21 protein-coding genes are annotated in these 20416 nt (G+C 47.6%); 17 read left to right on the plus strand and 4 right to left on the minus strand.

From position 1 onward, the window contains the following. Nucleotide 1 precedes the first annotated feature (1 nt). Nucleotides 2-406 carry an Rrf2 family transcriptional regulator gene (locus VFW36_RS04280; RefSeq protein WP_329657573.1) on the minus strand — a complete coding sequence of 135 codons (405 nt, stop codon included), beginning with the start codon at nt 404-406 and terminating at the stop codon, nt 2-4. 169 nt (nt 407-575) lie between these two features. Between VFW36_RS04280 and rpsO the strand changes: the two genes are divergently transcribed. The 8 genes from rpsO (at nt 576) to VFW36_RS04320 (ending at nt 11821) form a co-directional block, all read left to right on the plus strand. Then, the gene (gene rpsO / locus VFW36_RS04285; protein ID WP_329657574.1) at nt 576-851 is read left to right on the plus strand and encodes a 30S ribosomal protein S15; all 276 of its coding nucleotides are present in this window, start codon (nt 576-578) and stop codon (nt 849-851) included. 141 nt (nt 852-992) lie between these two features. After that, nucleotides 993-4352 (plus strand): transglutaminase family protein, encoded by a 3360-nt coding sequence (locus VFW36_RS04290; RefSeq protein ID WP_329657575.1) that lies wholly within the window; start codon nt 993-995, stop codon nt 4350-4352. A 49-nt stretch (nt 4353-4401) separates the two neighbouring features. After that, nucleotides 4402-6867, plus strand: a complete 2466-nt coding sequence (locus VFW36_RS04295) for a circularly permuted type 2 ATP-grasp protein (protein ID WP_329657603.1) — start codon at nt 4402-4404, stop codon at nt 6865-6867. Between the two features lie 3 nt (nt 6868-6870). Further along, nucleotides 6871-7761: a transglutaminase family protein gene (locus VFW36_RS04300; RefSeq protein ID WP_329657576.1), complete on the plus strand. Its 891-nt coding sequence runs from the start codon at nt 6871-6873 to the stop codon at nt 7759-7761. 118 nt (nt 7762-7879) lie between these two features. Next, nucleotides 7880-9244 carry a circularly permuted type 2 ATP-grasp protein gene (locus tag VFW36_RS04305; protein ID WP_329657577.1) on the plus strand — a complete coding sequence of 455 codons (1365 nt, stop codon included), beginning with the start codon at nt 7880-7882 and terminating at the stop codon, nt 9242-9244. Further along, entirely contained in the window at nt 9241-9936 is a 696-nt protein-coding gene (locus VFW36_RS04310) for an alpha-E domain-containing protein (protein ID WP_329657578.1), read from the plus strand. The genes VFW36_RS04305 and VFW36_RS04310 overlap by 4 nt, the downstream gene beginning before the upstream one ends. Continuing rightward, nucleotides 9933-10886, plus strand: coding sequence for a M14 family metallopeptidase (locus tag VFW36_RS04315; RefSeq protein WP_329657579.1), 954 nt, complete (start codon nt 9933-9935; stop codon nt 10884-10886). The genes VFW36_RS04310 and VFW36_RS04315 overlap by 4 nt, the downstream gene beginning before the upstream one ends. Further along, nucleotides 10883-11821: a M14 family metallopeptidase gene (locus tag VFW36_RS04320; RefSeq protein WP_329657580.1), complete on the plus strand. Its 939-nt coding sequence runs from the start codon at nt 10883-10885 to the stop codon at nt 11819-11821. The genes VFW36_RS04315 and VFW36_RS04320 overlap by 4 nt, the downstream gene beginning before the upstream one ends. Before the next feature lie 15 nt (nt 11822-11836). On the opposite strand, the gene VFW36_RS04325 is transcribed toward VFW36_RS04320, so the two are convergent. Then, the gene (locus VFW36_RS04325) at nt 11837-12178 is read right to left on the minus strand and encodes a hypothetical protein (RefSeq protein WP_329657581.1); all 342 of its coding nucleotides are present in this window, start codon (nt 12176-12178) and stop codon (nt 11837-11839) included. 142 nt (nt 12179-12320) lie between these two features. On the opposite strand from VFW36_RS04325, the gene VFW36_RS04330 reads away from it, so the two are divergent. The 3 genes from VFW36_RS04330 to VFW36_RS04340 are packed head-to-tail and all read left to right on the plus strand — an operon-like array spanning nt 12321 to nt 13202. After that, nucleotides 12321-12539 carry a hypothetical protein gene (locus VFW36_RS04330; RefSeq protein WP_329657582.1) on the plus strand — a complete coding sequence of 73 codons (219 nt, stop codon included), beginning with the start codon at nt 12321-12323 and terminating at the stop codon, nt 12537-12539. After that, on the plus strand, nt 12527-12940 hold the full coding sequence (locus tag VFW36_RS04335) for a type II toxin-antitoxin system VapC family toxin (RefSeq protein WP_329657583.1): 414 nt from the start codon (nt 12527-12529) through the stop codon (nt 12938-12940). Before VFW36_RS04330 ends, VFW36_RS04335 begins: the two co-directional genes overlap by 13 nt. Before the next feature lie 13 nt (nt 12941-12953). After that, complete coding sequence (locus VFW36_RS04340; RefSeq protein WP_329657584.1) at nt 12954-13202, plus strand: hypothetical protein; 249 nt, start codon at nt 12954-12956, stop codon at nt 13200-13202. 4 nt (nt 13203-13206) lie between these two features. Here the strand turns inward: VFW36_RS04340 and kdsB are convergent, their stop codons facing one another. Continuing rightward, complete coding sequence (gene kdsB / locus VFW36_RS04345; RefSeq protein ID WP_329657585.1) at nt 13207-13926, minus strand: 3-deoxy-manno-octulosonate cytidylyltransferase; 720 nt, start codon at nt 13924-13926, stop codon at nt 13207-13209. A gap of 54 nt (nt 13927-13980) precedes the next feature. Here kdsB and VFW36_RS04350 point away from each other — a divergent pair, with 54 nt between their 5' ends. From VFW36_RS04350 to VFW36_RS04370, 5 genes are all read left to right on the plus strand, one after another. Continuing rightward, nucleotides 13981-14679, plus strand: coding sequence for a tRNA1(Val) (adenine(37)-N6)-methyltransferase (locus VFW36_RS04350; RefSeq protein WP_329657586.1), 699 nt, complete (start codon nt 13981-13983; stop codon nt 14677-14679). Next, nucleotides 14664-15044, plus strand: coding sequence for a YkgJ family cysteine cluster protein (locus VFW36_RS04355; RefSeq protein WP_329657587.1), 381 nt, complete (start codon nt 14664-14666; stop codon nt 15042-15044). The genes VFW36_RS04350 and VFW36_RS04355 overlap by 16 nt, the downstream gene beginning before the upstream one ends. Further along, entirely contained in the window at nt 15037-16305 is a 1269-nt protein-coding gene (locus tag VFW36_RS04360) for a hypothetical protein (protein WP_329657588.1), read from the plus strand. Before VFW36_RS04355 ends, VFW36_RS04360 begins: the two co-directional genes overlap by 8 nt. Next, a complete protein-coding gene (trpC, locus tag VFW36_RS04365) occupies nt 16292-17077 on the plus strand; it encodes an indole-3-glycerol phosphate synthase TrpC (protein ID WP_329657589.1) in 786 nt (261 codons plus the stop codon). Before VFW36_RS04360 ends, trpC begins: the two co-directional genes overlap by 14 nt. An 89-nt stretch (nt 17078-17166) precedes the next feature. Beyond that, nucleotides 17167-19185: a diguanylate cyclase gene (locus tag VFW36_RS04370; RefSeq protein ID WP_329657590.1), complete on the plus strand. Its 2019-nt coding sequence runs from the start codon at nt 17167-17169 to the stop codon at nt 19183-19185. An 11-nt stretch (nt 19186-19196) separates the two neighbouring features. On the opposite strand, the gene VFW36_RS04375 is transcribed toward VFW36_RS04370, so the two are convergent. Beyond that, nucleotides 19197-19640: a GatB/YqeY domain-containing protein gene (locus VFW36_RS04375; protein WP_329657591.1), complete on the minus strand. Its 444-nt coding sequence runs from the start codon at nt 19638-19640 to the stop codon at nt 19197-19199. A 57-nt stretch (nt 19641-19697) separates the two neighbouring features. Between VFW36_RS04375 and flgH the strand changes: the two genes are divergently transcribed. After that, a complete protein-coding gene (gene flgH, locus VFW36_RS04380) occupies nt 19698-20414 on the plus strand; it encodes a flagellar basal body L-ring protein FlgH (RefSeq protein ID WP_329657592.1) in 717 nt (238 codons plus the stop codon). Nucleotides 20415-20416 lie beyond the last annotated feature (2 nt).

The raw sequence follows: 20416 nt of genomic DNA on the forward strand, positions 1-20416 counted from the left end.
GTTACTCTTCTAAAATGGCTTCGAGAGTCAGTGTCCCCAAAAAGGCATCCACTTTCCCTTGTAATCGGTTCAAAAACGGCCAAATACCGCAACTCATTGCTTTGTTTGAGGGACAATCTTCGGCTGAAGGAGAACAGCTGAATACCGCCGGACTTTTCCCCTCCGCCGCCTCCATCACTTCGAGTACGGTGATTTCACGAGGATGACGGGCAAGCTCAAATCCTCCGTTTACCCCTTTGTAAGAGTTGAGAATTCCTGCTCTTGCAAGCGATTGGAGGATTTTGGCTAAAAAACTTTTGGAAATGTCGAGTTCACGAGAGAGGGTATCGGCATCGAGCGGGTGCCCTGCTTTGGCTAAAACGATCAGTGACAGCAGTGCGTATTCACTCGCTTTAGTCATTAACATTCGGCTACACCCCTTATAAATTTTAATAAAAAAGCTATTATAGCCAAAAAATATTAGAGGTGACTTGTAGTGAAGTTTGGCGCAAAACATGATTTTTTTCGCTATAATTCCGATCCTGCTTGAAGAGAGTGTTTTTCAAGTAAAATTAACTACCCATCAGGAGGCTATTATGGCTTTAGATACGGCGAATAAAACGCAAATTATCAAACAATACCAAAGAACTGAAGGTGATACCGGTTCAAGTGAAGTACAAATTGCACTTCTTTCAACGCGTATTGCAGCTCTTACTGAGCATTTGAAAACATTCAAAAAAGACCATTCATCACGTCTTGGTCTTTTGAAATTGGTTGGTCAACGTCGTCGTTTGATGCGTTATTTGAAACGTACAAACCGCGCAAGCTACAACAAATTGGTTACTGATCTCGGAATCCGCGACAATATCTAATCCCCCTTTCCCCGATTTTCGGGGATCTCTATTTTTCTTCATCTCCTTAAATCTGTATGTTTAATGTACAACGCTCCATCGCTATTTTGCTCTAAAGTGTGATATTCTTGCTGATATTTATGATATGCGCAAAGGAATCCGATGTCGCTCAAAGTTGTCCTCTCTCACAAAACCCATTATGCTTTTGATAAACCGATCAATCTTTCCCCTCATGTGATTCGTCTTCGTCCCGCACCCCATAGCCGTACTCCGATCGAAGCCTATTCGCTAAACATCAAGCCGGCAGAACACTTTATAAACTGGCAGCAAGATCCGTTCGGGAACTATCTCGCACGGATCGTATTTCCCGAAAAAACAACGGAACTCTCGATCGATGTGGAGGTGTTGGCGGAATTGGTGAGTATCAACCCGTTTGATTTTTTCGTCGAAGAGTATGCGACCAATTTTCCGTTTAAATACAAAAAGGAACTCAAAAAAGAGTTATCTCCTTATTTGGAAATCACGGAAGAGGGGAAAAAACTCAAAAAGTTTCTTAAAACCCTCGATCTCAAAGAGCGCAATATCAACGATTTTCTCGTCGAACTCAACATGGCGATTCACAACTATCTCAACTACACGATACGCATGGAACCCGGAGTTCAAACGTGTGAAGTGACGTTGGGGAATAAATTGGGCTCTTGCCGCGATTTCGCATGGCTCTTTGTTCAGGTACTGCGTCATTTGGGGCTTGCGGCGCGTTTCGTCTCAGGGTACCTCGTTCAGCTCTCCGCCGATGTCGCCTCTCTCGATGGCCCGAGCGGTCCTAGCGAGGATTTCACCGATCTGCATGCATGGACGGAAGTTTATATCCCCGGTGCGGGATGGATCGGTTTGGATGCGACGAGCGGTCTTTTCGCGGCAGAGGGGCATATTCCTCTGGCGTGTACCCCCAATCCTGAGAGTGCCGCTCCGGTCGAGGGGGCAATGGATAAATGTGAGGTGGAATTTACGTATTCTAATACCGTTACGCGCGTTTTTGAATCACCCCGCGTCACCAAACCTTACCGTACCGAGCAGTGGGAAGCGATCGATGCCCTCGGATATGCGGTAGATCGTGAGTTGATGGCGAATGATGTCCGCCTCACAATGGGGGGCGAACCGACGTTTGTCTCTATCGATGATATGGAATCGCCTGAGTGGAATACCGAAGCGGACGGCCCTCACAAGCGGGAGTTGGCAAACGTCCTCTCTCGCCGATTGCTCAAAAGTTTCGGTAAAGGGGGATTACTCCATCACGCGCAAGGCAAATGGTATCCGGGGGAACCGTTGCCGCGTTGGATGTCCACGATTATCTGGCGCAAAGACGGAGAGCCGATTTGGAACAATCCCGATTTGTTGGCGAGTTTGGATCAGACATTCGATTACACCCCTGAGGATGCGCGGAAATTTTTAGCCAAACTGTGTCTCAATCTGGGAATCAGCGATAAAAATATCCATGATGCCTACAACGATCCTCTCGTAGCACTCCTCCAAGAATCGTTACTCCCGATCGATGTCGATCCGCTCAAAGCAACGCTCAAAGATTCATTGGAGCGCCGCGCGTTGGCGGATAGCCTCTCCAGCGGGATCGAAAAACCGGCGGGATTCGTATTGCCTCTGGGATGGGGGATGACACGCTGGGTGACGTGTCGTTGGGAGTTTCGACGCTCTCAGCTTTTCCTCGCACCGGGAACCTCTCCGGTGGGATTGCGTTTACCGCTGGATTCATTGACCCATAAACCGCAAGTGGAGCTGGAGCAAAGTTTTGAACCCGATTTGTTTGCTTCGTATCCTGCTTTGGGCGAATATCACAGCGCCGTCAAAGCACGTGCGGCAAAAGTGAAAAAATCGACCAAAAAAACGCACGATTACGAGGTGTTTGTCCGTACGGCACTGAGCATCGAGATACGGGAGCAAAAACTCTTTATTTTTCTCCCGCCGATCACCGAAACCGAAGCATTTTTGGATCTGATCGCATCGATCGAAGAGACGGCTGAAGCGCTCGATATGGCGGTGATGATCGAGGGGTATGAACCTCCGAATGATCTACGAATCGAAAAAATGCGCGTCACTCCCGATCCGGGGGTTATCGAGGTCAATATCCATCCGACATCGAGTTGGGGAGAACTTACGGGGGTGATCGATACACTCTATGAAGATGCCCATCACTCGCGTCTAGGGACACTCAAATTTATGCAAGACGGTAAGCAAAGTGGAACGGGGGGAGGCAACCACGTCACGATCGGAGGGATCACTCCAAGCGATAGCCCGCTGTTGCGTAACCCCGAATTGTTGCGCTCTTTGATCACCTTTTGGCAGCACCATCCGAGTTTGTCGTATCTTTTCTCAGGGCAGTTTATCGGACCCACCTCTCAGGCACCGCGTGTCGATGAGGGGCGGTTGGAAAACCTCTATGAACTCGAAATCGCCTTTAATCAAATCCCTGAGGGGGGAGCAATACCGTTTTGGCTCACCGATCGGCTGTTTCGCCATATGCTCACCGATCTGACGGGGAACACTCACCGAAGCGAGTTTTGTATCGATAAACTCTACTCACCTGATTCTTCTACTGGGAGGCTGGGAATTTTGGAACTGCGCGGATTCGAGATGCCGCCGCACGCTCAGATGTCGCTCGTGCAGATGCTCCTTATCCGTACCCTCGTGTCGCTCTTTTGGAAAAAACCGTACAAACACAAACTCGTACGGTGGGGGACACAGCTTCACGACAAGTTTTTGATCGAACATTATGTTCGCGAGGACATACGGGACATTGTCGAGTTTTTACGCTCCGAGGGGTACGGATTCGAGAACGATTGGTTCGATCCGTTTTTCGAGTTCCGATTTCCTCTGTACGGTATGAGTACGATCGAGGGGATTCACTGCGAATTGCGCGGGGGGATCGAGCCGTGGAACGTATTGGGTGAAGAATCGAGTTCACAAGGAACCGCCCGTTACGTCGACTCTTCGCTGGAACGGGTGCAGGTTCGGGTGCGTGATTTTGTGAGTGAGCGCTATGTCCTCACCTGTAACGGGGTGCGGGTTCCTCTTGTCTCTACGGGGGTAGAGGGGGAATACGTCTCAGGGGTACGCTACCGTGCATGGCAGCCGTGGTCGGCGCTTCATCCGACGATCGGAGTCGATACGCCGCTGGTATTTGACATCGTCGATACGTGGAACCGCCGCTCAATGGGGGGCTTTACCTATTTCATCGCCCATCCGGGGGGGCGTGCGTACGATACGTTTCCGATCAATACTCTCGAAGCGCAATCGCGCCGTATCAGCCGATATTGGGGATTCGGACATACTCAAGGGGAGATGGAAGAGATCCATGAGCCGATCAAACAAGAGATAGAAGAGGGGAAAACCCATAAAGTCGTGATCCATCCGCAGAAAAAAGTGTTTACGTATCAAGAACTTCCGGGTTCATTAGAGTATCCGCACACGCTTGATTTACGTCGCAAATGGAGCCCTAATCGAGAATAGGGTAAAATAAGGGATATGTTCGTGACCAAAAGGGTGTGATTTGAATTCGATGTTTGAACGCTATTCCCAAAACTCCATCTACGATGAGATGTTTGATGAGGATAAAAATGTCCGTCCTCACTGGGAAGCGTTTAAAAACAACCTTGAAGCCATCGGTTTGGAACAGCTCCTGCTCAAACAAAAAGAGATCGATTGGCGGCTCGAAGATAACGGCGTAACGTATAACGTTTACAACGATCCGGGAGGGTTGAACCGCCCGTGGAAACTCGATCCGATCCCGCTCATTATCGAAGAGGAACAATGGAGAATCGTCGAAGAGGGGCTTAAACAGCGCTGTAGTCTTTTTAATCTTTTGCTCCAAGATATTTACGGAGAGCAAAAAGCGATCAAAGAGGGGATCATCCCTATGGAAGTGATCTACGCTCACGGCGGGTTTATGCGTGAAATGCACGGGATGAAAATGCATTTGGGCATTTATGCCGCCGATATGGCCAGAGGGCCTGATGGCAAGCTATGGGTGGTAAATGATCGGACACAGGCTCCATCAGGGCTTGGATATGCGATTGAAAACCGTTTAACGATGAATGCGACGATGCAGGATCTATTTGAGGGGATTTCCATCCAACGGCTATACGATTTTTTCGAAACGTTTAAATCTCTTTTTCAAAATAACAACCGAAATTTTGATCCTCTCAATGTCCTCCTCTCTCCCGGACCCCACAATGAAACCTATTTCGAGCACGCGTATCTCAGCTCCTTTTTGGGTCTTACCCTCGTTCAAGGGCAGGATTTGCTCACCAAAAACGGAGCTCTTTGGCTCAAAAGCCTCAAAGGGCTTCGTCGCGTCGATACGATTTTACGTCGTGTGGATGAGAGCTATTGTGACCCGTTGGAATTGCGTCCTGACTCTCAGCTTGGAGTCGCCGGATTGGTACAGGTCATCCGATCGGGCGGAGTTGAGATGCTCAACCCGCTGGGGAGCGGCGTATTGGAAAATCTGGGGCTTAATCCGTTTATGTCCCATTTGGCACGCTACTTTTTGGATGAAGAACTGATATTGCCTCAAATTTCGACATGGTGGTGCGGTCAAGCCAAAGAGCAAAAATTTGTATTGGAAAATTTAGAGCGTCTCATCATCAAAACGATCGACCGAATAGGGGAGAAACACACCTATATCGGCAAACAGATGAGCAAAGCACAGCTCAAAGCACTGGCGCTGGAGATTCAAGCACAGCCTCACCGCTATGTCGGACAAGAAGAGGTCGAATTTGCGAGTTGTCCGACACTCATCAAAGACTCAATCCAACCTCGCCGTGCGGTGATTCGCGCCTATACCATCGCACATGGGGATCACTATACCCTTATGCCGGGGGCGCTGGTTCGCGTCGGAATGGACAATGATTCGCTGATGGTTTCAAATCAGTTTGGGGGGAGCAGTAAAGATTTATGGGTTCTCGGGGAGTCTCAAAGTATCCCTCTGTCTCCGAAGTTTCACTCCAAGATTGCGGCAGAAAACTCGTTGGAAAATATCCCCTCGCTTCGGGCAGAGAACCTTTTTTGGTTGGGACGCTATCTGATGCGCTCTATTATCACGGCGCGAATGATCCGAACGACGTTGAAATACATGACCAATGCCTCGCGCTATGACCATACCTCCAACCGCCAAACGCAGGAGATGCTCACCAAAGCGCTTACCCATGTGACGATGACTTATCCGGGATTTTTGGACGAAGAGCGCACTGTATCGGCGTTTGATGAGATTGCTTCGATCAGTTTTCACGCTTCAAGAGTAGGAAGTTTGGCACAGATTATCGCGATGCTCTCCAATGCGAATACCTATGCAAAAAGTATTTTGCCGCTTGAAGCATCCCGTATCTATGAACGGATGGGGCGAGAATGGAGTCAATTTTGCTCCGAAGAGAAGCCTTATCCGAGATTTATGATCCACAACCTTGACAAGCTGTTGATGCAGTTGATGGCGTATAAGGAGCTGATCCAAGAGTCGTTGTTTGTCGATCAGGGATCGCTGTTGTACGAGATAGGAGCGCGTATTGAGCGCTCACTCTTGTTGATCTCCAAAGCCAGAGCGCTATTGTCTCCCGCTCACGATCCCCTCAGCGAATATGAAATCTTGGAGACACTGCTGAGTACCTGTGAAAGTCTCAATGCCTACCGCGCACGTTACCGCTCGTCGTATGAGATGCGCAATATCATTGAGTTTTTATTGCTTGATATTAACTTCCCCAAATCGCTCATCAGTGAAATCGACGGATTATTGAAAATCCTCCCGCAGTTGCCTAAGTTTAAAAATGCTACCTATTTGAGCCGATATGAAGAGCCGATTTTTGAAGTGTTTTCGATGATTCGACTCAGCAAAATCGATACGCTCTCTTCACTGCCCGAAGAGGGATATATCCGAACCGAGCTTGATACGCTGCTGTCGATTCTCTCAGAGAAACTTCTTTTGGCGTCATCAGAGTTGTCTAAAACCTATTTTGCCCATTATGATGAGTAGCGAATGATATATACGATTTACCACAGTACCCGATTTATGTATCAGCATGAAGTCGGTTTCAGCCACAATCTGATCCGCTTGCAGCCTCGCAATACACCGATTCAAAAAGTACTTAATTTTGATCTCACCATCGAACCGACGGCGGCAGAGTGTGAGGGGTATGACGACTTTTTCGGAAATCATCTCCACCATTTGTTGGTGCGCGAGCCCCATAGCATTTTGAGCGTTTCGGCTCAGTCGCGGGTAGAGATTGACGCGGATGCTCTGGCGAGGGTTCAGGAGAATATCCAAAAAGTCAGAGCCCTTACCTATGCTCAAGCTCTGGAGAGGATGATGTTTCTCACCCCAGAGATTATCGAGGCCAAGCAATTCTCCCTAAAGAGTCCTTTGTTACCGATCGCTTCGGCAGAGATTGTGCATTACCTCTTTGAATCGCTTAAACCCGAGCGTTCGTTGTATGAGGGGATTATCGAATTCATGGCGCGTATCTATAACGATTTTTCGTTTGTGAGCGGTTTTAGCGATCTCAGCACACCCGTCGAGACGGTTTTTGCCGAAAAAAAAGGGGTATGTCAGGATTTTGCCCATTTTGCTCTCAGCGCGTTACGAGGGGCAGGTTTGTGTGCACGATATATGAGCGGCTACATCGAGACGACTCCGCCGAAGGGGTCGGAAAAGCTGTTTGGGACAGATGCTTCCCATGCGTGGTTTTCGGTCTTTTTTCCGGGGTTCGGATGGTTTGATTTTGATCCGACGAACAACATGGTACCGTTAGAACAACACATCCTTTTGGGATACGGTCGTGACTATGGGGACATCTCTCCGATGCAAGGGGTACTCAGCGGAAGCGGTTCGAGCCACTTGGTCGTTATGGTGGATGTTTCGAGAGAGTAGCTTTTTGCGCTAACGCATACTAAAAAATCCCGTTTTTATCCAATTGTCTTTTTTTTAAGCAACCCTTGAGTTTAGTTTAGGATATGATTGACTTATACCTAATGATTAAGGGGTGAGTATGATCGAACCAGTGTCTCCGGAATTACAGAAGTTTTATGACATCTTCGAGAGTGTAGATCAGAGTAAAGTTTCCGAATTTAAAGAGTTTTTAGAAGCCAATGCGGTCAATTTCAATCTTTTTAAAGACGGAACCTTTATTGAGCGCTCATTCCCTTTTGATATGATCCCTCGTATCATCCCCAAAGCGGAATTTGATGATTTGGAAGCGGGTATTATCCAGCGGGTCAAAGCGCTCAATGCGTTTCTCAATGATATATACAACGATCAAACTATCGTCAAAGACGGTATCGTACCGCGCGAATATGTCGATTCGGCAAAAGCGTTTTTACCTGAGTTTATGGGGGTCAATCCCCCCAAAGGGGTTCGTACCCATATCAGCGGTATCGATCTGGTCAAAGATGCGGTGAGCGGCAAGTGGATCATACTCGAAGATAACCTCCGAGTCCCCAGCGGAGTGAGTTATCCTCTCACGATCCGCCGTGCGTTTCGCCACACCTACCCTGAGTTTTTTGAGTCGATGAAAATCAGTAAAATCAAACATTACGGTGACGAACTCAAAGCGGCGATGGACTATGTCAATACGGGAGGGCTCAATGTCGTCCTCACTCCGGGGCGCTATAACTCCGCCTATTATGAACACAGCTATTTGGCAAAGATCACCGGTGCGACATTGGCATCGGGAGATGACTTAGTTGTTCTTAATGATGAGGTCTTCTTGTGCTCGTATGACGGTGAAAGACAGCGTGTCGGGGCGATCTATCGACGGCTCGACGATGATTTTCTCGATCCCGAAGCGTTTGAACCCGACAGTCTTATCGGGGTCAAGGGGATTACAAATGCGTACCGTGCCGGAAACATCGCTATTATGAACAGCATCGGAAACGGTGTCGCCGATGATAAAGGGATCTACTATTTCGTCCCTCAGATGGTCAAATATTATTTGGATGAAGAACCGATCCTCTCCAATGCCCCGACCTATCTCCCCTATTATGAGAAAGATCGACAATATGTTTTGGACAATATCGATAAACTCGTTATCAAAGACGTCGCCGAAGCGGGAGGCTACGGTGTACTCTTCGGAAACCGCTTAACCCCTGAAAAGCGTGCTGAGATTATCGAAATGATTTTGGCGGAACCTCGCCGATGGATTGCTCAGGAGGTGATCGAATTTTACGATCTACCGTGCATGATGGAGGGGGGGATCGTCCCTCGAAAAGCCGATTTGCGTGCCTATGTGATTCACGGAGAGAAAGTAACCGTCAGTATGGGGGGATTGACCCGCTATGCGATGGAAGAGGGGAACTATCTGGTGAACTCTTCCCAAGGGGGCGGATTTAAAGATACATGGGTGGTGGAACTATGATACTCAACGGTATGGCAATTTCGGTCAACACGGCACAGCGTCTCTATTGGTTCGGTCGCTACGTTCAGCGGGCAGAGACGATGCTCAAAGAGTTGGTAAACAGTTACGATTATGTGATCGACCGCGATTTTGAGGACGGGAAAAAACTCTACAGTAAACTAGGTGTTGAGATCGAGTATAAAAATGCCCTCGATTTTCTCAAACAAGGGGTGTACGGAACCTACGGCGGAAGTATCGAGCAGATTATCAGCTGGGCGCGCGAAAATGCGATCGAGACCCGACATCTTCTCGATGAGAGAGGATTTGCTACCCTCAATAAAATCCATAATCAGCTGGTCGCTGGGCGAGATCGTGCGGTTAGCCCGAGCAATCTCGAAGAGATCATCGATAACTGTAGTTTGATTTTGGGGATATTCTCTTCGGAACTCGATCGTACACGTGCTTATCAGCTCATCCGCTTCGGACAGCAGATTGAGCGGTTCGATCTCATCTTGCGCCTCTACGGCGAGATAGAGATGGTCACGGCCGATATTGATGTTATCAACACGATAGCCCGTCAATTGAACCGCCACTATCGTCCGATCAACGTCACCACCTCCGATATAGGGAAATTCTTAGGGTTCCTCAACGGCGTCGTCGATCGTGTGATCCAAAAAGAGACCTGTGTGTCGTCATCCCAATCTCAATCATGAACGGTGAGTATATGGGTACGATAGAAGAGGTATTTTCGATCGATCTTCCCGTCGGGGAGCAGTTTCGGATTCAGCGGTGCCGCTATACTCCTCAAAGCGGCGAAACTAAGAAGCGTATTTCGATAGTGAGCGGTATCCACGGAGATGAGTTAGAGGGGCAGTATGTCTGTTTTCTCCTCGGTGAATGGCTTCGTGCTAATCCCGAAGCGATCAAAGCGACAATCGATATTTATCCCGCGATCAACTCTCTGGGGATTGACAGTATCACCCGATCCGTCCCCTTTTACGATGTCGATCTAAACCGTATCTTTCCGGGGAGTAAAAACGATTTTCTCCCCGCCCAAATTGCCGATGGGGTGGTGAGCGCGATGAGCGGTTCTGAAATCGCCATTGACATCCACTCCTCAAACGTCTTTTTGCGTGAGATTCCGCAGGTACGCATCGCCAAATCCCAAGCCGAAACACTGGTTCCCCTTGCCAACAAGCTCAATATCGATTTCGTGTGGGTACACGATGCGGTTACGGTTTTGGAATCGACATTTGCCCATGCGATGAACACTTTGGGGACGAAAACCCTCGTGGTCGAGATGGGGGTCGGGATGCGGCTGGGCAAAGCATACGGTCATCAGTTGTTGGATGGCATTTTAAACCTGATGGCGTGCGAGGGGTTTTTGGATATTGCTCCGCCGGAGGTGCGAATGCCGATCCAGTCTGAGGTAGGAGAAGTCGCTTATCTCAATGCGGCATGTCCGGGGCTATTCGTCCCCGCGATCGAGCACTGTCAGATGATACAAAAGGGGGATGTCGTCGGGCAAATCGTCGATCCTTTGAGCGGTCAAACACTCGATGAGGTGATCGCCCCTATCGGCGGTATCCTCTTTACCCTCAGAGCCTATCCGATCGTGTATGAGGGATCGTTGGTGGGTCGCATTTTTGGAGAGAACGGATGAAGCGCATAGAGATACTCAATTTTAAATCCCCCAACCGTGCCCCGCTCAAGGTAGAGGGATTTCTATTCGGCGAAGAGAGTAGCGGTCCCTCGGTCGCTATCGTCGGTGCGATGAGCGGAGATCATATCAACCAGCTCTATGTCGCATCGCGTCTGGTCGATTACCTTCGCCAAAAAGAGGAAGAGGGGAAAATAACGGGGAAGATTTTGGTGATTCCCGCCGTCAATACCTATGCGCTGAATATGGGTGAGACGTTTTGGCCGCTCGATAAAACCGACATCAATATGATGTTTCCGGGATATGCACAGGGGGAGACGACACAGCGGATCGCCGCAAAACTGTTCGAATCTCTCCAAGGGTATGACTACGGTATTATCTTGGAAGGGCGGCGAGATCAGGGGATGTGTCTGCCGTATGTGAAACTGATTCAAAGCGGGTATGAAGATATGGATTCGGCTCGTGATCTGGGGATGCGTTTTATCCATTTCCGCCCCTACAGCCCGATAGAGACAGTGATGCTTCAGTACAATTGGCAGTTATGGGGGACTAAAGCGCTCTCTATCGTGTTCGGAAAGAACGGATCGATTGACCCTCTGAGCAGCGGGGATGTTCACGGCGCTTTGGTACGGTTCATGGTAAAACGCAAAATGTTGAATACATCCATCTTTGATGGTTTTTCGAGCAATATTATTGCCCCTGAGAACATTACGATACTCAAAGCGCCGTGCGCCGGAATATTTGACTCGTTGGTTGCGTGCGGGGTATCAGTTGAGAAAGGGGATGTTCTGGGTCGGATCACCGATGCCTTGAGCGGTGAGAAGCTGGAAAATGTGATTGCCCCGATTGATGGGGTCGTGACGTGTCAATACGCCAATCCGCTCATCTTTCAAAATTCGATCGCGTTTCGTATCGCCTCGGTAGAGTCAAAACTCTAAAGAAGCTCCATCACGTTATACGTCGTGATGGTAGTGCTCCAATACCCGTTTGTACTCTTCGTAGATTTGGCGCGGCGTATGTGAATCTTTATACATTTTGAGGATTTGTCGGATGAAATCGAGGGGATATTCAACCGTCAGCCCTGACCCCCGTGCATAAACACGTTCCAATGTCTCATACATCCCTTCGTATATTTCAGGCTCTTCGGCTTTGAGACGTTGGAGATTATCTTCGGCTTGGATCAGTTTAGCGTCGTTGAATTCACCCCGTGCATTGATCGTTTTACGAACTTCTACATACTCTTTGAGGCTTTTGCGATTGAGGACGTAGTCGGTAAAAAGTTCTATGAGTGTCATTTCTATTCCTTTATTCGTTTTGATAATTTTACGCCTTAAGTATAGCAACAGTGTAGCAACAATTTCCTAATGCACTATAATAAAATGATTTATAGAAAAACCGATGTATAATAACTCAAATTTATTGAGAAGGAGTCATGATATGACCGCAGTTAGAACCGTATATCGTGATATGCCTAAAACACTCATCATTCCATCAGAGCTTCAACATCGAACCGTAGAAGTGATTATGATCCCTCTCGAAGAAGAAAAGAGCGGTAATGATTTTAAATCATGGCTTTGCAGTATGCCCGAAGAGATAGACGAAAAAGTGTTTGAACGCTCAAACGATACTAATGAAGGGCGTTTGTGGGCTATCTGATCGATACTAATGTTTTGTCCGAATTACGGAAAAAACAAAATGCCGATACCAATGTAATCGAGTGGTTTAGCGGTGTAGATGGAGCGGAGTGTTACGTCTCCGTTTTGACGCTAGGTGAGATTTTCAACGGGATACAAAGGCTTCGTGAAAAAAATCCGGTAGCCGCCGAAAGTCTCAACAAATGGCTCGATGCCCTCACCCAAAACTTCCATGACCGAGTATTACCGATCACCTCTGACATAGCACTCAAATGGGGAGAGATCACTGCACCCGTTTCATTACCCGTTGTCGATTCTCTGATTGCTTCGACGGCAATGGTTCATGATTTGACGTTGGTGACACGGAATATCAAAGATGTAGAAAAAACGGGAGCAAAATTGCTCAATCCGTTTGTGATATAAAGGAACGTTTTTTATGTATGATAGTTGGTGGTTCAAAAAAACATTACTTCTCTTTTTTGCTACTCCAATAATTTTGATAATTACTGTTTTTATTTTTGGTTTATATATTGTTGTATTCGGATATGCTTATGATATTCTAAATCCATCGTTAGTTGGAACGGATGATTTGGCACTTATCGGTTGGGCTGCTGTTGCAACCATTATTTCTCTTCCTATAACAATATTTTTTGTAGTTAAAAAAATGTGGAAAGATTTCGAATAAACGTTTAAACCCCGAAAATCTTTTTTGCCCGCTCCAAATCTTCTACCGTATCGATTCCGAATCCTGCACTCGCCACTTTCACCATCGAGATTTTTTTGCCATGATAGAGGGCGCGGAGCTGTTCGAGCTTTTCGATGTCTTCGAGGGGGGCTTCGCCGAGGGCGCAGAAATCGTGGAGTGATTTTTTGGTAAATCCGTAGATTCCGATATGTCCGAAATAGTTCGCTTCTCCGCTTCGGTTAAACGGGATAGGAGAACGGGAGAAGTAGATCGCGTTATGATCGACGTCGGTGATGACTTTTACCAAATTAGGGTCTTGTGCCGATTCGGTGTTGATCGCGTTGTAACAGCTCCCCATGATGAACGGAGCGTTTTGCGCTTTGAGGGCATTGAGACGCTCGATCAGGAGTTCGAGCACTTCCGTTTCGATAAACGGCTCATCTGCTTGGACGTTGATGATAAGCTCATCATCGGGTACATCGATGATCTGAGCGCATTCGTTGATACGGTCGGTACCGCTTTTGTGCGTTGTGGAGGTGAGACGTGCTTCGACGCCGTGTGCGGCGCAGATGTCGAGGATTTTTTCATCATCACACGCGACAACAACACGGTCGATAGATGCGACCCGTTTGGCGGTGCGGATCACCATCGGTAAACCGCCGATATCGGCTAAAACTTTTTCGGGGAAGCGGGTTGAGGCGAGACGGGCAGGGATAATAATCATAGTTAAACCTAGTGAGAGATATAATTGGCTAAATAATAACGAAAAGAGTCGTAAATGCTCCTTTATCAACCCGACGGAGGCTATTGTTACAACAGCGATTCGATATTGCTGTACGGATTCATCTCCTGTTTTGTCCCGAAGGGAAAAATGCTCGATGTCGGTGCGGGGAGCGGAATCGTGGGGCTTTTGATCGGGCGGGATTTTCCTGCTGTGAGCCTCGAAGCCATCGAGAAACAGCCTCTGTATGTCGAATTTGCCCGACGAAATGCGGCGATTAACGGTATCGAGTACACCCTGCATGAGGGGGATTTTTTAGACCATACGCCGCATGGCAGTTACGATTGGATCGTCTCCAACCCGCCGTTTTATCATGAGGGCTCATCCCGCTCGGAGAATCCGATCCTCCATCAAGCCCGCTACAACCTTCATTTGCCGATTGAGCCGTTTGCGACCAAAATATCCAAACTTCTCAAAGCCAACGGCGAAGCGGTTATCTGTTACGATGCGAGGCAGTTTGCTCAGTTATGCAGTGCGTTTGAGAGTGCAGGATTAAGAGTCGTTGATGTACAATTCGTCCATTCAAAGGTGGATCGTCCCAGTATATTGGTGATGATCCATCTGAAAAAAAATTCCAAAGCGGCTCTCACCGTCTTGCCTCCGATGATTACGGAAGAAAACGGCGAATATACCCCTGCGGTACAAGCGATCTACGACAAAGCAAAGGTGCACAGTATCAAATGTCCGAGTTTATGACACAAGACGGTTTTTCTTATGCGTTTGACCCATCTGCATGCGCCTCATGCGGGGGAAATTGCTGTACCGGCGAGAGCGGCAGTATTTTCGTCTCCGTCACCGAGATTGCCGCTATTGCCGAGCTTTTGGAGATGGAAGAAGGGGAGTTTCGCCGTACCTATTTACGCAAAGAGGGGTTTCGGTTCTCGCTCAAAGAGAGGCTGGTAGAGGGTTCGTACGATTGTGCGTTTTTTGATCGTTCACTAAAGGGGTGTAGTATTTACGCCGCGCGTCCGTTGCAGTGTCGAACGTTTCCGTTTTGGGATTATTTTCGCCACCGTATTGATGAGCTGAAACTTGAATGTCCGGGGATTATCCATGATTAAATCGTTCATTGCCTCTGTTTTTGCCTTTTCTATCCTCAATGCAGTCCCTATTGCGGTACAAAACCCCAATATGTTGGAAGATACGTTTTCACTCTATGCGTTGGATGCACAGGTGCGTCAAAAGCCTATTCAGGCGGCAGGTTTTTTCGCCGAACTCTACAAACAGACCTCTAAAAAAGAGTATCTCTACCAATCGCTTCGGATGCTGGAGCAGTCTAATGATCTGAAATCTCTCTCCAAACAAACCGCCGCAGAGCTGAAAAAATTTCCTGAGGATGAGATTCTCAAACGCTTTGAGATCATTGTATTGCTCAAAGAGGGGAATTTTGCGGAAGCATCCCAAAAAGCGCTTGTACTCAGCGAAAAAAATCAAAAAGCCCCCGACCATCTTTTATACGCCGAAGCGCGGTTGAAACTCACCGATTACAGCGGTGCTCTCTCTGCGCTTAAAAAAGCGTATGCTCTGAATTTCGATGAGACGACGGCGGAGCGGATCGCTCTGATCCAGTACGCGCAACAAGGGGAAAAGAGCGAAGCGATCCAATTTTTAAAAGATCACATCGGAGCGCACGGCAACAGCCAAGCGTTGGGAAAACGGTTGGGTAGTTTGTATGCCGACAGCGGTGCGTTGGACGATGCGGCAGTGATCTATGAGCAAACGTTCGATGATTTCAAAGACCCCGCCGCCGCCGAAGAGGCGATGAAGATTTACCTTTATCAGAAAGATTTTTCTAAAATGACGACGCTGCTGGAAAAATCGCAATTGAACGATCCCCTTTTGCTCGATTTGTATGTCCGTGTCAAAGCGTTTGACAAAGCCTCCGCACTGGCACAAAAGCTCTATGAACGTGAAGACAATCCCCTCTATTTGGCGCAAAGTTCGGTGTTTCGATACGAGGGTGCCGCCAATCGAAATGATCCAAAAGTGATAGAGGGTGTCATCGAAGGGCTAAAAAAAGCGAATAAAGAGTTGGAAGAACCTCTGTATCTGAACTATTTGGGATATTTGATGATCGATCACGATATTAACGTTACCGAGGGGATGGGATATGTTCGCAAAGCACTCGAAAAACAGCCCGATTCTCCGTTTTATATCGATTCGTTGGCATGGGGACACTATAAGCTAAATGAGTGCGTCGAGGCGTTACGTTTGATGAAACGGGTCGAATCGATGATCGGCAGCGATGAACAAGAGGTCAAAGATCACTTGAATGCGATTGAGAAATGTAAAACCAAGGAGAAAATTAATGATTTTAGATGACATCATCAAAAAAACCAAAGAAGATTTAAAAGAGCGGGAAGCTGCGTTCAGTATGGATTGGCTCGGACGCTCACTTGCTTTTAACGCCCGTGCACCGCGTGATGTACGACCGTACCTCACCTCTACTCCCGAGGAGCCGTATCGCATCATCAGCGAAGTGAAAAAAGCTTCCCCTTCGCGCGGTGTGATCCGCGAAGATTTTGACCCTATCGCTATCGCACAGGCGTATGAGCGGGGCGGGGCGAACGCTATTTCGATTTTGACCGAGCCGCACTTTTTTCAGGGAAATTTGGATTATCTCGCCGAAATCCGCCGTTATGCGAGTATCCCGCTTTTGCGCAAAGATTTTATCGTCTCCAAATACCAGCTCCTCGAAGCGCTCGTCTACGGAGCCGATTTTGTCCTCCTTATCGCGGCGGCACTCTCTAAAGATGAGCTCAAAGAACTTCTCAACTATACCCGTCATTTGGGGATGGAAGCGTTGGTAGAAATCCACGATAAATCCGAACTCACAAAAGCGATCTATGCGGGTGCCGACATCATAGGGATTAACCACCGTAATCTCCAGACGTTTGAGATGAATATGAATCTCAGCTATGAGCTTATCCCCCTCATCCCGAACGGCAAAATTATCGTGGCAGAGAGCGGTATTTACGAGCACGGACAGTTGGAAGATTTGAATAAAGCGGGAGTAGACGCATTCTTGGTCGGCGAGTCGCTGATGCGCCAAGATGATGTAGAAAGCGCACTCCGCACCCTCAAAAACGGCTAAATTGCCCCCTCGAAAGAGGGAATTTAATCTATCAATTTTATAAATCTAATGATATAATATAAAAATTTTAATAATTGGATTTATATATTATGCAATCTTATACTACTTACAAACGCCTAATCGCAAAAACCGTTATTATTTCCCTCCTAACCAGTTTAGCCGTAGCCTTTTTGTACGGCATCTATATCAAAAAGCGTGCTGTTGATGATCTCGCCCGTGTCGATGCACGCAAAACCAGCCGTTTAGCGTTTGAAGCCCTCTATTCAGCGATGGAGAAGGGGTGGAGTAAAAAAGAGCTGGATGCGATTATCGTCCGTCTCAATGAAGTTGAACCTCAGATGAAGATCAATGCGTATCGGAGTCCGATTGTTGCGCAATTATTCGGTGATCATAACAACGATAAGCAGATGCGTGAAAGTGACCCGATGGTTGCAAAAGCGATGCAGGGCGAAGATATACTGACGGGGGATGATGAGATCCGCTATCTCTATCCGATTGTCGTTAAACAAGAGTGTGTCAGCTGTCATACCAACGCGAAAGTCGGGGATATTAACGGGGTTATCGACGTCCGTTTTCCGGTAGCTAATCTCAAAATCTCACTGACTACGATGATTAACTCGTTTATTGTCTTTTTTATCCTTTTTACGATTATCATTTTTGCCGTTTTGTACTACAAACTCAACGAATTGCTCGTTCAGCCGATCAAGCAATTTATCCTGATGATCCAAGATATTATCAGCAATAACGACATGGCGAAGCGGATCAGCCTGAAAACCAAAATCATGGAAGTGAAAAATATTGAAAACTATTTCAATAAAATGCTCGATTCGATCCAAGATTACTACGAAAAGCTCCAAGAACTCTCCGACCGTGATTACCTCACGGGGCTTTACAACCGCCGTAAATTTGAAGAGTTTTTGACCTATGAAGTGAAACGCTCTCTCCGTCATCGCCATAAATTTACGATTTTGATGATCGATTTGGATAATTTCAAATACATCAACGATACGTATGGACATGCATCGGGGGACTTGGTGCTCAAAGAGGTCACCGATATTTTCTCTTCCAATCTCCGTAATGCCGATATTTTGGCCCGTATCGGCGGGGATGAGTTTGCGGTGATCCTCCCAGAAACTCCGTATGAAAACGGTCATGCGGTGGTTGAGAAACTCCGCGCATCGCTCGAAGCGACTCCGATTTCGCTGATGTTTGATCAAGTCTCATTGACGGCGAGCTTCGGTATTGCCGAATACCCTGAACAGGGGGAGAATATCGAATCGCTCCTTACCGGATCGGATTTGGCGATGTACAAAGCCAAACGAGCGGGGAAAAATACGATTGCCCGTGCCGATCAAAGCGATCAGGAGATGGCGAGCGAGATTCAGAAAAAAGGGGAATTCCTCCGCCGTGCTATCGATGAAGATCGTGTCGAGCCGTTTGTTCAGCCGATCTACGATGTTAAAAGCGGCGATATTTACGGGTATGAAGTGTTGGCGCGTATCCGAGACGGACAACGCTATATGGCGGCAGGACAGTTTATCGAAGTGGCTGAGAGCCTCGGATTTGCTTCCAAAATCGATCATATTATCTTGACCAAAGGGTTGAATGCCCGTGAAGAGCGAGAGATGTGGAACAAGCGTTTCTTCTTCAACCTCTCCACAAAAAGCCTTTTCGGAGGTGAGTATGTCGATGTGATCAAATCGCATTATGAGCGTCAACCGAAAGGGGAGCATACATCAGGGGTCACTATCGAGATATTGGAGCGTGAAGCGATCCATAACGTGAACGGATTGATGGACATAATCGAAGAGATGAAAAAAGTGGGTATCTCGTTTGCGTTGGATGATTTCGGATCAGGGTTCTCGTCGTTTGTCTATCTCAAATATTTCGATACCGATTTCGTCAAGATTGACGGTGAATTTGTCAAAAATATTGCGGTCAATGAAAAAGACCGTATTTTCGTGAAACATATCAACCAAATTGCTCAAGAGTTCGGGAAGAAAACGATTGCGGAGTATGTTGAGGATGCAGAGACGCTCGAAATCTTAAAAGAGATCGGTGTCGATTTCGCTCAAGGGTTCCATTACGGTCGCCCTCATCAGATCTAAGGGCTAAACCCTTAGCTTAGAAGCGCTTTAGCGCATTCGTTGATCCGTTTACCATCCGCCGTCGCACCGAGTGCTTTGGATGCGGCTCCCATCACTTTGCCGATCTCTTTCATCGATGCCGCTCCTGTTTCGGCGATAATGGCGATAATCGCCACTTTTAGCTCATCATCGCTCAGCTGTTTCGGGAGATAGGTTTCGAAAATAGCCGCTTCGGCCGCCTCTTGCTCATACAAATCTTCACGTCCCGCATCGCGGTATTGCGTCATCGCGTCTTGGCGCTGTTTGACCTGTTTTTGGATGATTTTGATGATGTCCTCATCACTGAGTTCTTTGCGCTCGTCTACTTCGATTTGTTTCATCGCACTGCTGAGGAGGCGAAGGGCATCGCGGAGCGGAACGTTTTTCTCTTTCATCGCTGTTTTAATGTCGTTATTGATTTGTTCTTTCAAACTCATAAGTATCCCTTGGAACTATTTTTGCTTATTATAGCTAAATATGACTCGGATGGGATAATGCGCATACCACTTTATTTATCGATACTTTCGGCATCGTTGTTATTGAGCGGGTGCAATGCACGTTTGACCGAGCCTGAAATCACGTTCGCCCCGCCCAAATATGTCGAAGAGATGCCTTCACGTGAAGAGGAAAACAGTTTTGTTGCGCGAGGGAGTCTGTTCGGACAAGGGGATAGCCCGCTGTTCTCAGATCACAAAGCGATGCACGTCAATGATGTCGTAACGGTAGTTATATCCGAAACCGCGAGCAGCTCCAATGTGGGCAAAAAAGCGCTCTCTGAAGCGGATGCGTTAGGGTTAAACGGCGGTGTATTTTCGTCTTTGGGGGGAAATTCCGCCGTTGATTCAGCCGCCGCAAAGTTGAACGGAGTCGGAAATATCGGCTTTAGCGGAGGTTCAACTTCGTCGTATTCCGGTTCGGGGAGTGCAACCAAAAACGCTTCATTTACCACAACGGTATCGGCGCGTATCGTCAAAGTGATGGCAAACGGAAACTATTTTATCACCGGACGTCGTGAGATTATGGTGGATGATCAAAAGCAGATTATGCAACTCAGCGGTGTTATCCGACCTTATGACATCGATCAAAACAATCAGATCAACTCCGCCAAAGTATCCGATGCCAAAATCCTATATGCCAATGAAGGGGATGTGGATCGTTCTATTCAGCGGGGATGGGGAAGCAAACTCGTAGAGGCCGTTTGGCCGTTTTAAGT

The organism is Sulfuricurvum sp. (genome assembly GCF_036279695.1).
Taxonomy (GTDB): Bacteria; Campylobacterota; Campylobacteria; order Campylobacterales; family Sulfurimonadaceae; genus Sulfuricurvum.

Bases quoted from the DNA above. Each gene is read 5' to 3' on its own strand.
- VFW36_RS04315 (WP_329657579.1), top strand. From the start codon at position 9,933: ATGAACGGTGAGTATATGGGTACGATAGAAGAGGTATTTTCGATCGAT.
- VFW36_RS04310 (WP_329657578.1), top strand. From the start codon at position 9,241: ATGATACTCAACGGTATGGCAATTTCGGTCAACACGGCACAGCGTCTC.
- VFW36_RS04360 (WP_329657588.1), top strand. From the start codon at position 15,037: ATGATTAAATCGTTCATTGCCTCTGTTTTTGCCTTTTCTATCCTCAAT.
- VFW36_RS04325 (WP_329657581.1), bottom strand. From the start codon at position 12,178: ATGACACTCATAGAACTTTTTACCGACTACGTCCTCAATCGCAAAAGC.
- VFW36_RS04355 (WP_329657587.1), top strand. From the start codon at position 14,664: ATGTCCGAGTTTATGACACAAGACGGTTTTTCTTATGCGTTTGACCCA.
- trpC (WP_329657589.1), top strand. From the start codon at position 16,292: ATGATTTTAGATGACATCATCAAAAAAACCAAAGAAGATTTAAAAGAG.
- VFW36_RS04330 (WP_329657582.1), top strand. From the start codon at position 12,321: ATGACCGCAGTTAGAACCGTATATCGTGATATGCCTAAAACACTCATC.
- VFW36_RS04370 (WP_329657590.1), top strand. From the start codon at position 17,167: ATGCAATCTTATACTACTTACAAACGCCTAATCGCAAAAACCGTTATT.
- VFW36_RS04340 (WP_329657584.1), top strand. From the start codon at position 12,954: ATGTATGATAGTTGGTGGTTCAAAAAAACATTACTTCTCTTTTTTGCT.
- rpsO (WP_329657574.1), top strand. From the start codon at position 576: ATGGCTTTAGATACGGCGAATAAAACGCAAATTATCAAACAATACCAA.
- flgH (WP_329657592.1), top strand. From the start codon at position 19,698: ATGCGCATACCACTTTATTTATCGATACTTTCGGCATCGTTGTTATTG.
- VFW36_RS04295 (WP_329657603.1), top strand. From the start codon at position 4,402: ATGTTTGAACGCTATTCCCAAAACTCCATCTACGATGAGATGTTTGAT.
- VFW36_RS04350 (WP_329657586.1), top strand. From the start codon at position 13,981: ATGCTCCTTTATCAACCCGACGGAGGCTATTGTTACAACAGCGATTCG.
- VFW36_RS04300 (WP_329657576.1), top strand. From the start codon at position 6,871: ATGATATATACGATTTACCACAGTACCCGATTTATGTATCAGCATGAA.
- VFW36_RS04280 (WP_329657573.1), bottom strand. From the start codon at position 406: ATGTTAATGACTAAAGCGAGTGAATACGCACTGCTGTCACTGATCGTT.
- kdsB (WP_329657585.1), bottom strand. From the start codon at position 13,926: ATGATTATTATCCCTGCCCGTCTCGCCTCAACCCGCTTCCCCGAAAAA.
- VFW36_RS04290 (WP_329657575.1), top strand. From the start codon at position 993: ATGTCGCTCAAAGTTGTCCTCTCTCACAAAACCCATTATGCTTTTGAT.
- VFW36_RS04305 (WP_329657577.1), top strand. From the start codon at position 7,880: ATGATCGAACCAGTGTCTCCGGAATTACAGAAGTTTTATGACATCTTC.
- VFW36_RS04375 (WP_329657591.1), bottom strand. From the start codon at position 19,640: ATGAGTTTGAAAGAACAAATCAATAACGACATTAAAACAGCGATGAAA.
- VFW36_RS04320 (WP_329657580.1), top strand. From the start codon at position 10,883: ATGAAGCGCATAGAGATACTCAATTTTAAATCCCCCAACCGTGCCCCG.